Origin of the sequence: Massilia sp. LMS1-1-1.1, assembly GCF_040815535.1 — a bacterium.
Taxonomy (GTDB): Bacteria; Pseudomonadota; Gammaproteobacteria; order Burkholderiales; family Burkholderiaceae_D; genus Janthinobacterium; species Janthinobacterium aestuarii.
The window spans coordinates 1,119,776-1,133,084 of record NZ_JBFPNG010000001.1 but is presented as its reverse complement, the minus strand read 5'-3'; the positions used below and the strand labels follow the sequence as shown (position 1 = coordinate 1,133,084).

The 13,309-nt window shown below is 62.0% G+C and carries 12 protein-coding genes; 4 read left to right on the top strand and 8 right to left on the bottom strand.

Features of this window, described 5'->3' with window-relative positions:
- Positions 1-26 precede the first annotated feature (26 nt).
- The 7 genes from MRBLMS1_RS05225 to dapC all read right to left on the bottom strand — a co-directional run bounded on the left by MRBLMS1_RS05225 (position 27) and on the right by dapC (position 8,534).
- Positions 27-2,018, bottom strand: a complete 1,992-nt coding sequence (locus tag MRBLMS1_RS05225) for an ATP-binding cassette domain-containing protein (RefSeq protein WP_456150452.1) — start codon at positions 2,016-2,018, stop codon at positions 27-29.
- 104 nt (positions 2,019-2,122) lie between these two features.
- Positions 2,123-3,013: a 50S ribosomal protein L3 N(5)-glutamine methyltransferase gene (gene prmB / locus MRBLMS1_RS05220; protein ID WP_485878209.1), complete on the bottom strand. Its 891-nt coding sequence runs from the start codon at positions 3,011-3,013 to the stop codon at positions 2,123-2,125.
- 56 nt (positions 3,014-3,069) lie between these two features.
- Positions 3,070-4,206 carry a succinyl-diaminopimelate desuccinylase gene (gene dapE, locus MRBLMS1_RS05215; protein ID WP_128142530.1) on the bottom strand — a complete coding sequence of 379 codons (1,137 nt, stop codon included), beginning with the start codon at positions 4,204-4,206 and terminating at the stop codon, positions 3,070-3,072.
- Positions 4,207-4,291: 85 nt separating this feature from the next.
- Complete coding sequence (locus tag MRBLMS1_RS05210) at positions 4,292-4,648, bottom strand: ArsC family reductase (protein ID WP_128142531.1); 357 nt, start codon at positions 4,646-4,648, stop codon at positions 4,292-4,294.
- A gap of 133 nt (positions 4,649-4,781) precedes the next feature.
- A complete protein-coding gene (locus MRBLMS1_RS05205; RefSeq protein ID WP_485878208.1) occupies positions 4,782-6,329 on the bottom strand; it encodes an FAD-dependent oxidoreductase in 1,548 nt (515 codons plus the stop codon).
- Between the two features lie 121 nt (positions 6,330-6,450).
- Positions 6,451-7,278 (bottom strand): 2,3,4,5-tetrahydropyridine-2,6-dicarboxylate N-succinyltransferase, encoded by an 828-nt coding sequence (gene dapD, locus MRBLMS1_RS05200; RefSeq protein WP_046683916.1) that lies wholly within the window; start codon positions 7,276-7,278, stop codon positions 6,451-6,453.
- A 23-nt stretch (positions 7,279-7,301) separates the two neighbouring features.
- A complete protein-coding gene (dapC, locus tag MRBLMS1_RS05195; RefSeq protein WP_485878207.1) occupies positions 7,302-8,534 on the bottom strand; it encodes a succinyldiaminopimelate transaminase in 1,233 nt (410 codons plus the stop codon).
- A gap of 186 nt (positions 8,535-8,720) precedes the next feature.
- Between dapC and tsaB the strand changes: the two genes are divergently transcribed.
- Genes tsaB through MRBLMS1_RS05175 form a run of 4 tightly spaced genes read left to right on the top strand, consistent with a single transcriptional unit; the run spans position 8,721 to position 11,764 of the window.
- Positions 8,721-9,446 carry a tRNA (adenosine(37)-N6)-threonylcarbamoyltransferase complex dimerization subunit type 1 TsaB gene (gene tsaB, locus MRBLMS1_RS05190; protein WP_181878053.1) on the top strand — a complete coding sequence of 242 codons (726 nt, stop codon included), beginning with the start codon at positions 8,721-8,723 and terminating at the stop codon, positions 9,444-9,446.
- Positions 9,446-9,934 (top strand): ribosomal protein S18-alanine N-acetyltransferase, encoded by a 489-nt coding sequence (gene rimI, locus MRBLMS1_RS05185; protein ID WP_485878979.1) that lies wholly within the window; start codon positions 9,446-9,448, stop codon positions 9,932-9,934. Before tsaB ends, rimI begins: the two co-directional genes overlap by 1 nt.
- The gene (locus tag MRBLMS1_RS05180) at positions 9,931-10,833 is read left to right on the top strand and encodes a uracil-DNA glycosylase (RefSeq protein ID WP_485878205.1); all 903 of its coding nucleotides are present in this window, start codon (positions 9,931-9,933) and stop codon (positions 10,831-10,833) included. Before rimI ends, MRBLMS1_RS05180 begins: the two co-directional genes overlap by 4 nt.
- On the top strand, positions 10,826-11,764 hold the full coding sequence (locus tag MRBLMS1_RS05175; protein WP_485878204.1) for a DUF1853 family protein: 939 nt from the start codon (positions 10,826-10,828) through the stop codon (positions 11,762-11,764). Before MRBLMS1_RS05180 ends, MRBLMS1_RS05175 begins: the two co-directional genes overlap by 8 nt.
- Before the next feature lie 66 nt (positions 11,765-11,830).
- Here the strand turns inward: MRBLMS1_RS05175 and lplT are convergent, their stop codons facing one another.
- Complete coding sequence (gene lplT / locus MRBLMS1_RS05170) at positions 11,831-13,093, bottom strand: lysophospholipid transporter LplT (protein WP_034749808.1); 1,263 nt, start codon at positions 13,091-13,093, stop codon at positions 11,831-11,833.
- Positions 13,094-13,309 lie beyond the last annotated feature (216 nt).

The following is a 13,309-nucleotide window of genomic DNA, read 5'->3' as shown; positions in this document are numbered from 1 at the left end:
GGGAGTCGTCTTTTGTCGCTGCTTGATTAGCCGAGCTTTTCCAGTTGATCCTGCAGATCGAGCCATTCCGCTTCCAGCTGCGCCAGGTCCTTGGTGAAGAAGGTCTGGTCGGCCAGCAGTTGCTTCAATTTCGCCTTGTTGGCCGCGTCATAGATGGTCGGTTCGCCCAGCTTGGCGTCGGTTTCCGCCTTTTGCGCATTGCGCTTGGCGATCTGCTCTTCCTGACGCTTGATCTTGTTTTCGATCGGCTTGCGCAAAGCGGCGGCTTTCTGGCGCTCTTCCGCTTCCTTGCGCTTGTCGCGCACGGGCGCGGCAGGGGCTGCTGCGGCAACGACGGGCGAGACCACGGGGAAGTCGGTCTTGTTGGCCTTGCCGGCGGCTGGCAGCACGTCCGTACCTTTGCCCAGCTTGGTCTTGAACAGCCAGTCCTTGTAGTCATCGAGGTCGCCGTCGAACGGTTGCAGTTTGCCGTCGGCAACGATGATGAATTCATCGGTGGTGGCGCGCAGCAAATGGCGATCATGGGACACGACGACCAGGGTGCCTTCGAACTGGGCCAGCGCTTCCGTCAGCGCTTCGCGCGTTTCCAGATCCAGGTGGTTGGTCGGTTCATCGAGCAGCAGCAGGTTCGGACGCTGCCAGACGATCAGGGCCAGCGCCAGACGGGCTTTTTCACCGCCCGAGAACGGCGCGATCGAAGCCGTGACCATGTTGCCGGGGAAGTTGAAGCCGCCCAGGAAGTTGCGCAGTTCCTGCTCGCGCACGGTCGGGGCGATCTTCGCCAGATGCCACAGCGGCGATTCGTCGTGGCGCAGCATTTCCACCTGATGCTGGGCGAAGTAGCCGATGTTGAGGCCCTTGCCCATGGTAGCGTCGCCCGTCAACGGCATCAGTTCGCCGGCGATGGTCTTGATCAGGGTCGATTTGCCGGCGCCGTTCTGGCCCAGCAAGCCGATACGTTGGCCGATCTGCAGCGAAAACTTGATGCCGTTGACGATGGTTTTATGCGTGATTGCGCCCGTCGCTTCGTTCTCGATCTTGTAGCCCGCATCGACATCTTCCATCACCAGCAGCGGGTTCGGCGCGCTCAGCGGCTCGCGGAATTCGAACGAGAATTCGGCGGCGGCGCGCAATGGCGCCAGCTCTTCCATCTTCGCCAGCGCCTTCATGCGGCTTTGCGCCTGGCGGGCTTTCGACGCTTGCGCCTTGAAGCGGTTCACGAACGATTCCAGGTGGGCGCGCTTGCGCTGCTGCTTTTCCAGCGCGCCGGCGGCCAGGATCATTTGCGCCGCGCGTTGACGCTCGAAGCTCGAATAGTTGCCCGAATAGCGTTTCAGCTTGCGTTCGTCGATATGCACGACGACGTTGACCACTTCGTCGAGGAAGTCGCGGTCATGGGAAATGATCAGCAAGGTGCCGGCGTAGCGCTTGAGCCAGTCTTCCAGCCAGATGATGGCGTCCAGATCCAAGTGATTGGTCGGTTCATCGAGCAGCAGCAGGTCGGACGGGCACATCAGCGCTTGTGCCAGGTTCAGACGCATGCGCCAGCCGCCGGAGAAACTCGCTACTGGCTGCTGCATCTGGTCCAGGGTGAAGCCCAGACCCAGCAGCAATTGCTCGCCGCGCGACTGCACGGTATACGCGTCGGCATCGGCCAGCGCGCTGTAGATTTCGCCGATGGCGATGCCGTTTTCCGACGTGGCCGGCTCCGATTCCAGGCGCGCCAGTTCCGCTTCCAGCTTGCGCAGGGTGACGTCGCCATCAATGGCGTAGTCGAGCGCGGCACGGTCCAGCGGCGGCGTTTCCTGCGCCACGTAAGCCACGCGCCATTTGGCCGGGAAATCGATCTCGCCCTGGTCAGGGTGCAATTCGCCACGCATCATGGCGAACAGGCTCGATTTGCCCGCGCCATTGGCGCCGATCAGGCCGATCTTGTCGCCCGGATTGAGGGTGACGTCGACTTGTTCGAGCAACGGTTTGATGCCGCGCATCAGGCTTACTTGTAGGAAACGTATCATTTTTTTCTTTGCGTTTTAACCCAAAGGCGCAAACCCGGGGTCGGACCCTGAGGGGCCGACCCCGGCATTTGCAGTTGGGTTGAGTGAGGTAGTGCGTTTGTCAATTAACCCAGCTTCAGCTGCTCGGCCGTCAGCAGGAATACCATGTCGTCGCCGGCGCTCGTCGTCAGCCAAGTCAGGCCCAGCTCGCCGAAGGCCGCTTCCGCGTATGCGCGCTCATTGCCGATTTCAATCATCAGGATGCCGTCGTCCGTCAGGCGCTCGGCCGCACCGGCGATGATCTTGCGCACCAGGTCCATGCCGTCGCTGCCGCCGTCGAGGGCGATTTGCGGTTCGGCCAGGTATTCCTGGGGCAGGGCGCCCATCGACGCGGAATTCACGTATGGCGGGTTGCTGATGATCAAATCATATTTCTTGGCCGGTACGTTCGTGTACAGGTCCGATTCGATCAGATTCACGCGGTCCTGCAGCTTGTATGTGTCGACGTTGCGCTTGGCCACGGCCAGCGCGTCGGCGGAAATATCCACGGCGTCGACTAAGGCGTTCGGGAAGGCGTCGGCCATCATGATCGACAGGCAGCCCGAACCGGTGCACAGTTCCAGGATGTTTTCCACGGCTTCCGGCTCCGCCACCCATGGCGAAAAGTATTCAGGGATCAGCTCGGCGATGAAGGAGCGGGGCACGATCACGCGCTCGTCCACGTAGAAGTTATACGTACCCAGCCAGCCTTCCTTGGTGATGTAGGCGGCTGGCACGCGGTCGATGCTGCGGCGATCGATGACGCTCATCACGCTGGCCACTTCCGACGGCAGCAGCTTGGCGTCGAGGAACGGTTCGAGCTTGTCGAGCGGCAACTTCAACGTGTGCAGGATCAGATAGGCCGCTTCGTCGAACGCTTCGGCGCTGCCGTGGCCGAAAAACAGCTTGGCGGTATTGAAACGGGTAACGGCGTAGCGCAGCAGGTCGCGTGGCGTGGAAAACGGGTTCGGGGTCATGGCATTCTCGAAAAGACGGTGTTCTGGCCCGCCGTGACGGGCCTCGGTATTCTGGTTCAGACGGGCAGCAAATGCTCCAGCGTGCGCCGGTAAATATTCTTCAGGGGATCGATGTGGCGCAGTTCGATGTGCTCGTCGATCTTGTGAATACTGGCATTGGGCGGCCCGAATTCTATCACTTGGGGGCAGATTTGCGCGATAAACCGGCCATCCGAGGTGCCGCCCGTGGTCGACAGCTCCGTCGTGAGGCCCGTTTCTTCGAGGATCGCGGACGACAGCGCATCGCTCAAGGTGCCGCGCGGCGTGAGGAAGGGCAGGCCGCTCAGGGTCCACTGCAAATCGTATTGCAAGTCATGCTTGTCGAGGATGGCGTGGACTCTTTCCTGCAAGTTTTCCGCCGTGCTGGCCGTGGAAAAGCGGAAGTTAAAGTCGATCACCATGTCGCCGGGAATCACGTTATTGGCGCCCGTGCCCGCGTTGATGTTGGACATTTGCCACGACGTCGGCAGGTAATACTCGTTGCCGGCGTCCCATTTTTCCTCGACCAGATCGGCCAGCGCCTGCGCCGCTTCGTGGATCGGGTTTTTCGCCAGGTGCGGGTAGGCGATATGGCCTTGCACGCCCTTGATCGTCAAACGGCCCGACAGCGAACCGCGGCGGCCGTTCTTGATCATGTCGCCCAGCTGCGCGCTCGACGTCGGCTCGCCCACCAGGCAATAGTCGATCTGCTCGCCCCGTTCCTTCAATTTGTTGCACACGATGACGGTGCCATCCGTGGCCGGGCCTTCCTCGTCGCTGGTGATCAGAAAGGCGATCGAACCCGTATGCTCGGGCGTGGCGGCGATGAATTCCTCGCAAGCGACCACCATGGCGGCGATCGAGGTCTTCATGTCGGCCGCGCCACGGCCGTACAGCTTGCCGTCTCGGTGCGTGGGGATGAAGGGCAGCGAGCGCCATTGCTCGACGGGACCCGTCGGCACCACGTCCGTATGGCCGGCAAAGACGAACACGGGCGAGCTCAATCCGCGGCGTGCCCACAGATTGGTGACGTCGTTCGACTGTATCGTTTCGCAGACAAAGCCCAGCGGCGTGAGGATATCGATCAGGTGCTGCTGGCAGCCCTTGTCGTCGGGCGTGACCGAGGACAGGGCGATCAGTTTTTCGGTCAGGGCGAGGGTTTTGGAGGTGGTCATGGGCGGTATGTGGCGGAGCGTCAACTCGGGGTCAGACCCTTTGGGTCTGACCCCAGCTTTACAGGTGTTGGGCTAGACTGAAAAATTAAACTGAAAAAATGGCTTTGTACTGCGCATCCGAAAACGCCACGCTGAACTGGCCATCCTTGTCCAGCACGGGGCGTTTGATGATGGATGGGTTTTCCAGCATCAGCTCCAGAGCGCTGGCCGCATCGACGGTGGCGGCCTTGCGCTCGTCGGACAGGGCGCGCCAGGTCGTGCCTTTCTTGTTGACCAGCACATCCCACGGCAATTGCTGCAGCCACGCTGCGACGGTAGCGCGTTCCAGGCCCTGCTTCTTGAAGTCGTGGAAAGTGAAATCGAGTTGCTGCGCGGCCAGCCAGGTGCGGGCCTTTTTGACGGTATCGCAGTTGGGGATACCGTAGAGTGTAATGGTCGTCATGGGTAGGGCTAAGGGGAATGAATGCGGTTCGCTTGATCGCGGCGCTTGCGCCAGGAGAAAATGCGATGGTCGCCGCCATTATACAGTTGATGCGCAGTCAATGCGGCAGTGCAACACAGCCCGGTGATTTTCCCTACACAGGCCGTGGCGCCGACTTGCCCATCTCTGCCGGGCCGAAATGCAGGCCCAGCCGCAAGGCCAGGGCGCGCAGGGCGCCGCTTTCCTGCAGATGCAGGGCCAGTGCGATATGGCCGTCGGGACGGACCAGGTAGGCTGCGTCGCGGCCCAGGCCGGCCAGCTTGGCGGCCACGTTATAGGTGTAGCAATGCACGGGCAGTTTCAGCACGCGCGCTTCGTCCAGCAGTTCGGGCGCCGGCTCGCCATAGATGTGCAATTGCCAATTCATGCTGCGCAGGGCCGTGAAATTGTCTTGCGTACCGTCGGAAAACCATGGCAGGCGGTCGCCGCCGCGCAGGTATTCCGCATGGCCGGCAGACAGGGCGCTGTCTTCATAGCTGATCTGGATTTGCGACACTGTTTTGAACAGCAGACGGCGCGCCCGCCCGAAGCCCGAGAGGAAGGGCAGCGCGTGCGGCACCAGCCAGCGCCGGAGGAATTGCCCGGCCATGCCTTGCGCGACGATGGCCTGGAAGACGCGGTCGGTGGTGGCGACGAGCTTGCGGGCAAACACGATGCGCTCGCTTTCATAGGTATCGAGCAGGGCGTCATTGCTCTGGCCCCGCAGTTTTTGCGCCAGTTTCCACGCCAGGTTGACGGCGTCACCCAGGCCCGTGTTCATGCCTTGGCCACCCACGGGGCTGTGCAAATGGGCCGCGTCGCCGAGGATGAAGCAGCGCCGCTCGCGGAACTGCCCCGCCACCCGGTGGTGGACTTTATACGTGGAAAACCAGTTCACGTGTTCGACCTGGATATTCAGCAAACTTTCCACCTGTTCCCGCACGTCGTCGAAGACGGGCGCGGGCGCGCCATCGGGGCGGTCGGGCAGGATGCCGATCAGGCGCTGCATGCCGCTGGTGCGCACGGGCAGCATCAGCGCAAACGAGTTCGCGCCCAGGTGGGCGTGCAAATCCGTATTCTTGCCCGCCACTTGCGCGTCGGCCACATAGTACAGGTGGTCGTAGGTGCCGCCGGAAAAGTCGAAACCGGCGATCTCGCGCACTTTGCTGCGGGCGCCGTCGCAGCCGCAAATATAGTTGAACGTACAATATTGGCGTTCGCCGTCCTTGAGCACGATGGCTTGCACTTCGCTATCGTCCTGCGTCCACAGGTCCAGCGCCACATTCCATTCCACGTGCACGCCGGCCGCCGCCAGCTTGCTGATCAGGAATCGTTCATGCTCGTCCTGCGGCAGGCTCAGCACGAAAGGATAGGGGCTCAAGCCTTCGCCGATCTCGCCCAGCGCCAGTTTCACCAGTTCCTCGCCGCCTTCATGGATGTGCATGGCATTGATCTTGATACCCAGGCTGACCAGCTCGTCGGCGAAGCCCAGCTGCTGGTAAAACTCCAGGGTGCGCGCATGTACGGCCATGGCCCGCGACGCCTGGCCCGGACCGCTGTTCCTGTCGATGATGCGGCAATCGACACCATGGCGCGCCAGGCGCAAGGCCAGCATGAGACCGGTAGGACCGGCGCCGACGATCAGGACGGGAGGTGTATTCATGCCATCCAGTATAGGACAGGATGGGCGATGGCTGCGCGACGATTGAAGTTGCTAGCTGGAAATGAAAATGTCCCGCCGAAGCGGGACATGCAGGTGTTACCGATACTTCACAGCGCAGTAATTAAATGCCGCGCAGCAATTCGTTGATGCCCGTTTTCGCGCGGGTTTTTGCATCCACGCGCTTGACGATCACGGCGCAGTACAGCGAGTACTTGCCATCTTCCGAAGGCAGGTTGCCCGATACCACGACGGAGCCGGCTGGCACGCGGCCGTAGGTGACTTCGCCCGTGGCGCGGTCGTAGATCTTGGTCGACTGGCCGATGTAGACGCCCATCGAGATGACCGAGTTTTCTTCGACGATCACGCCTTCGACGATTTCCGAACGGGCGCCGATGAAGCAGTTGTCTTCGATGATGGTCGGGTTTGCTTGCATAGGTTCCAGCACGCCGCCGATGCCGACGCCGCCGGACAGGTGGACGTTCTTGCCGATCTGGGCGCAGGAGCCGACGGTGGCCCAGGTGTCGACCATGGCGCCTTCATCGACATAGGCGCCGATGTTGACGTAGGACGGCATCAGCACGACGTTCTTGGCGATGAAGCTGCCGCGGCGGGCAACGGCTGGCGGCACCACGCGGAAACCGCCCTTGGCGAAGTCTTCCTTGGTGTAGTTGGCGAACTTGGTCGGGACCTTGTCGTAGAACTGCATCGTGCCATCGGACGGCAGGACGACGTTGTCTTCCAGGCGGAACGACAGCAGCACGGCTTTCTTGACCCACTGGTTGACCACCCAGTCGCCCGTGGTTTTTTCGGCCACGCGGATGCTGCCGTTGTCCAGGCCATTGATGACGTGGGAGACGGCGTCGCGCAGTTCGGCCGTGCCGTTGCCTGGATTGATCTCGGCGCGGTTTTCCCAGGCCTGGTCGATGATGGTTTGCAGTTGTTGGCTCATGATGATGTCTTGTTTATGTAGGGTTAATGCGTGGTTGATGCGGATGCGGAAAGCTGCTGGCAGAATTTTACTATGCGCAGTGCGGCTTCCAGCCCTTCGGCCGTTTCGGCCACGAGGGCCATGCGGATGCGGTTGCGGCCCGGATTGATGCCGTGCGCGTCGCGCGCCAGATAACTGCCAGGCAATACCGTCACATTATATTCGGCGTACAGGCGTTGCGCGAATTGCGTGTCGGACAGTCCCGTGCGGCTGACGTCGGCCCACAGGTAGAAGCCGGCGTCCGGCAATTGCACGTCCATCACCGATTGCAGCAGCGGCGTGATGGCGTCGAACTTGGCGCGGTACTTGGCGCGATTTTCCTCGACATGGGTTTCGTCGTTCCAGGCCGCGACGGAGGCCGCCTGCACGGCAGGGCTCATGGCGCCGCCGTGGTAGGTTCGGTAGAGCAGGAATTTTTTCAGTACTTCCGCGTCGCCGGCGACAAAGCCCGAGCGCATGCCCGGCACGTTCGAACGCTTCGACAGGCTGGAAAACACGACCAGGCGCGCATATGGGCGCTCGATGGTGGACAGTCCCAGCATGTGCGCCGCCTGCAGCGCGCCCAGCGGTGGCGTGTCGCCGTGGTAGATCTCGGAATAGCATTCGTCGGCGGCGATGACGAAATCATAGCGTTCGGACAGGGCGAACAGGTGTTCCCAGTCCGTCAGGGTGAGCACGGCGCCCGTCGGGTTGCCGGGCGAGCACAGGAACAGCAGCTTGACCTTTTCCCACACGGACGCGGGCACGCTGTCGTAGTCGCAGCCGAAATTGCGCGCCGGATCGGAATTGACGAAATACGGTTCGGCACCGGCCAGGTAGGCCGCGCCTTCATAGATCTGGTAAAACGGGTTCGGGCTGATCACGAGCGAACCGGCCGATGGATCGATCACCGTTTGCGCCAGCGCAAACAGCGCTTCGCGTGAACCGTTCACGGGCAGGATTTGCGTGGCAGGATTGAGCTTGGGGATGCCGTAGCGGCGCTCGAGCCAGCCGGCGATGGCGGTACGCAAGGCTTCCGAACCGATGGTGGTCGGATAGCTGGCCAGGCCATGGATATTGTCGGTCAATGCCTGCTCGATGAAGGCCGGCGTCGGGTGCTTGGGTTCGCCCATGCCCAGGCTGATGGGCGCATATTCGGGGTTGACCGTTATGCCGGCAAACAGCTGGCGCAGCTTTTCAAACGGGTATGGTTGCAGTTTAGCAAGAAGTGGATTCACGGAGCGGACCAGGGCAAGAGTGGGGTGATAGTGTCGCGTATGGATTGCCAGGCATGGCGCAATGACGCCGGTCAAGCAATCAGCTTAGCCTTTTATTATAGCCGTCCTCGCGCATGGCCTGTGCAAGTGGGCTGTTGTTGACCGGCACGGCATGCCGTTCCCGGGCCTGGCAAGGTAAAATACGCTATGTCTACCTTACTTCCCACCTTACTTGCTATTGAAACGTCGTCCGAACTCGCCTCCTGCGCCTTGCTGCGCGGCGATGTCGTCCTGTCCCGCGCCTCGTCGGGCGTGCGCACCCATTCCCAATCCATCCTGCCGATGGTGCAGGAATTGCTGGCTGAGGCTGGCGTGACCCTGGCGGACGTCGATGCCATCGCCTACGGCTCCGGTCCCGGCTCGTTTACGGGCGTGCGCACGGCTTGCGGCATCGCGCAAGGCCTGGCCTACGGCGCCAATCTGCCCGTCGTGCCCGTCGTCACGCTCGATGCCATGGCGCTCGCGTGCCACCAGCAGCATGGCGCGCAGCGCATCGTGACCGTGCTCGACGCCCGCATGGGCGAAGTGTACTGGGCGCAATATGACTATCAAAATGGATTGCAGGCCGTGCTGCAGCCGGCCCTGAGCGCGCCGGCCGGCGTCGCGCCGCAAGGCGACGTCACCGCTTGCGGCAACGGTTTTGGTGCCTATGCTGACGCATTGGCCGCGCTGCCATGCGCCGCCGCTGCCGACGCGGCCATCATGCCGCACGCCGTGCAAGTGGCGCAGCTGGCGCGCATCGCGTTTGTGGCCGGTCAGTTCGTGACGGCGGCCGAGGCGCAGCCTCTGTACTTGCGCAACAAGATCGCTTACACAAGTGCCGAGCGTCTCGACATGCAGGCCGCCAAGGCCGCTGCGGAGTCGGCGCAATGATGGAAGCGGGCAAGGACAGCGCTGCAGGCTGGGACTTGCTGCGCCTCGACTATCAGCCGATGCAGGAAGCGGACCTGGTCGAAGTGCTGGCGCTGGAACAGCGCGTGTATCCGCATCCCTGGACGCATGGCAACTTCGTCGATTCGCTCAAGAGCGGCTACCCTGCCTGGGTCTTGCGCGACGTGGATGGCACCTTGCTCGGCTACTTCTTGCTGATGCTGGTCGTCGATGAAGCGCATTTGCTGAACGTGGCCGTCGAGGGCGCCATCCAGGGCCAGGGGCTGGGGCGTTTCCTGCTGAACCAGTCCTGCGCCTGCGCGCGCCAGCTGGGCATGGAATCGATGCTGCTGGAAGTGCGCCCGTCGAACGTGCGCGCGCTCGATATCTACCAGCGTTATGGATTTGAACAGATAGGCCGCCGCAAGGGATATTATCCGGCGGCCAACTCGCAACGTGAGGACGCCATCGTGATGCGTTATACCTTATGAGCCGCAGCGCCGTTTTCCTCGATGAAATGGGCGTCGGTCCCCTGTGGCGCTTGCGCCAGCGCGCAGCACCCGAGACCGTTGACGTCGTCGCCGAAGCGCCCGTGGAGATGGAAGCGGCCGTGGCGCCACCCGTGGCTGAAGCCGTGATTGAGGTATTCACAGAGGTGGTTGCCGAAGTCGTCGAGGTGGTTGCCGAGGCGAAGGTCGAGGTGCAGGCCGAAGCACCTGTCGCCGTTGCCGCGGCGTCAGTCCCCGCCGCCGAGCCGGACGACACGGCCTGGTTCGACGATGCGCCGCCACCGCCGCCCGCCAGACAGCTGAGCGATGCCGATATCGCCGCCCTCGACTGGGATGGCTTGACGGCGGCCGTGGCCAAGTGCGCGCGCTGCGATTTATGCAAGACGCGCAAGGGTGTCGTCATGGGCCGTGGCGACCGCCAGGGCGCCTGGCTGATGCTGGCCAGCAGCCCCTCGCGCCTGGAAGAACGGGAAGGGCGCGCCTTGCCTGGCGAACAGGGCAAGCTGCTCGACAATATGCTGAAAGCCATCGATATCGACGCGGGCAGCGATGTGTACATCACGCATTTGCTGAAATGCCGTCCGCTCGACGAGGCCGGGCAGGAACGCTTGCCGACAGAAGCCGAGTCCGCTGCCTGCCGCCCGTACTTCGACCGCGAACTGGCCCTGCTGCAGCCGCGCACCATCGTCACTCTCGGATCGATGGCCGCCGCCGGCATCAATCCCGGCGAAAAGCCCGTGCGCGGCAAGGTGCGCCAGCTGGGCAATGCGTCCGTCGTGCCCACCTTCCACCCAGAGCAACTGCTGCAGGACGGGACGGGCAAGGCCAAGGCGCGCGCCTGGGCCGACCTGTGCCTGGCGAAAAGCACGCACGGTGGTTGAGTCGGCCGTCTACAGCTTTCAGGCCCGCTTCGAGCGCCGCTGGGGCCATTTGACGCACCCCCGCGTGCGTGCGCTGGCCTGGCTGCTCGACTCGCCCGACTTGCTGGACCCGGCCAGCCCCCATTGGGGCGGGCGCATCGCCAGCCTCGCACCCGTCACGCCCGCCGTGGCGGCGTGGCTGGGCGCGCTGCAGGATGACCCGTCGCCGCTCGACGCGGCGCTGGGGCCGAAATTCTATTCCCGCCTGGGCCTGTACGCTGAAAAGCTGCTGGCCTTTTATTTTGAACAGCATGGATTGCTGCAAGCGCATGGCTTGCAAGTGCAAGTGAACCGCAACGATACGGTGGGCGAATTCGATTTCCTGCTGCGTGACGGGAGTGAACTGCTGCACTGGGAATTCGCCACCAAGTTCTACCTGCTCGAAGGCGCGCCCGATCCCGGTGTGTTCAACCACTTGATCGGCCCCAACCTGGCCGATACCCTGGGTTTGAAGATGCGCAAGATTCTCGGCAAGCAGTTGGCCTTGTCCCGCCATCCGGCCGCGCAAACCCTGCTGGCGCAGCCCGTGTGCGCGGCGCAGGCGCTGGTCAAGGGCTGGCTGTTCTATGCGGCAGGCGCCACGCCTGCCATGGACGGCATTTCCCAGGAACATGGACACGGCTTCTGGTGCACGCCAACCCAATTGCCGCAGCAGCGCTATGTCGTGCTGCCGCGCTTGCAATGGCTGGCGCCGTTCAAGGGCCGCGACGTGGAAGTGCTCGATGTCGATGCCTTGCAGGCGCAGTTGTTTGATCTGGCGCAACCGGTGCTGGTGGCCACGGTGGACAATGTCGAAGGCTGGGAAGTGGAGCGCACGCGCGGTTTTGTCGTGCCCCATGACTGGACGGAGCAGGCTGCCGCGCGGCGGCTGGCTGGTGCTTTGCCGATTTAAGACTCTCAACCCAAAACGAAATCCGGGGTCAGACCCTCAGGGTCTGACCCCAGCCCTTGCTTGGGTCTAGTGTTTCTGCTCGCCAATCAGCGATAAATTGTCATGCTCAGCCTGGTTCAGCTTGTGCTTGCGCATGATCATGTACATGGTGCCGGCGACGAACAGGCCGAACAGGGTGATGATGATGTTCAGCGGCAGGTGCAAGCGAATCATGATCGAATACACGGCCAGCATGGTCAGAATCGACAGGTTTTCATTGAAGTTCTGCACGGCGATCGAGTGGCCTGCGCTCATCAGCACGTGGCCGCGGTGTTGTAGCAGGGCATTCATTGGCACGACGAAGAAACCGGACAGGGCGCCGATCAGTATCAGCAGCGGGTAGGCGATCCACACGGAGTGCACTTGCGTCATCATCATGACGATCACGCCCATGGCGATGCCGAGCGGAATGACGGTCAGCGATTTGCGCAGTGGAATGAAACGGGCCGACAGCACGGCGCCGGCGGCCACGCCGATGGCGACCACGCCCACCAGGCTGGTTGCCTTGTCGAACGGCATGTTCAGCGATTGTTTGGCCCATTCCAGCACGATCAGCTGCAAGGTGGCGCCTGCGCCCCAGAACAGGGTCGTTACGGCCAGGGTGATCTGGCCCAGCTTGTCTTTCCACAGGATGGAATAGCAATTGGCAAAATCGGTAATCAGTTTGATAGGATTGCGTTCCTGGTGCGCATATACGCAGCCCGTGTCGGGAATCTTCAGGTTGGCCAGGGTTGCCAGCGCATAAATGCCCACTACCACGCACAAGGCCGCTTCTGTCTTGCTGGTGATGCCCGTATTGATCAGGGGAATGTCGATCGACAGCAGCATGTCGGACACGTGACCGCTGACGAGCGCGCCGCCCATGACGGTGCCGAGGATGATGGAGGTGACGGTCAAGCCTTCGATCCAGCCATTCGCCGCCACGAGTTTTTCCGGCGGCAGCAGTTCCGTCAGGATGCCGTACTTGGCGGGCGAGTACACGGCCGCGCCAAAACCGACGACGGCGTAGGCCAGCAACGGATGCACGTGGAAGAAGACGAGGGCGCAGCCGAAGATCTTGACCATGTTGGCAATGAACATGACCTTGCCTTTCGGCAGTGCATCGGCGAAGGCGCCGACAAAAGCGGCCAACAGCACGTAAAACAGCACGAACGACAGTTTGAGCAGCGGCGTGATCCACGCCGGGGATTTCATGGACACCAATAAATCGACGGCGACAAAAAAGAGGGCGTTATCTGCCAGCGAGGAAAAGAACTGCGCCGCCATGATGGTATAAAAACCACGATTCATTCTGGAATGCCTGAAATCATATCTGGCTTGCTTTATACCACGAAAAAACGGCAAACCCCAAGTTTGGAAGGGGCTGCTTTGCATCCTCTTGCCTAAGCGAAGCTTAATTTTTCTGCCGTAGAAAAATACACATACATGTGAGCATTTTGTACATGGTGTCCTGCGCGCCTATCCTGCGCCTGCTAGCGGCGCCTGCTCGCGGCCCATCCGGTAAAA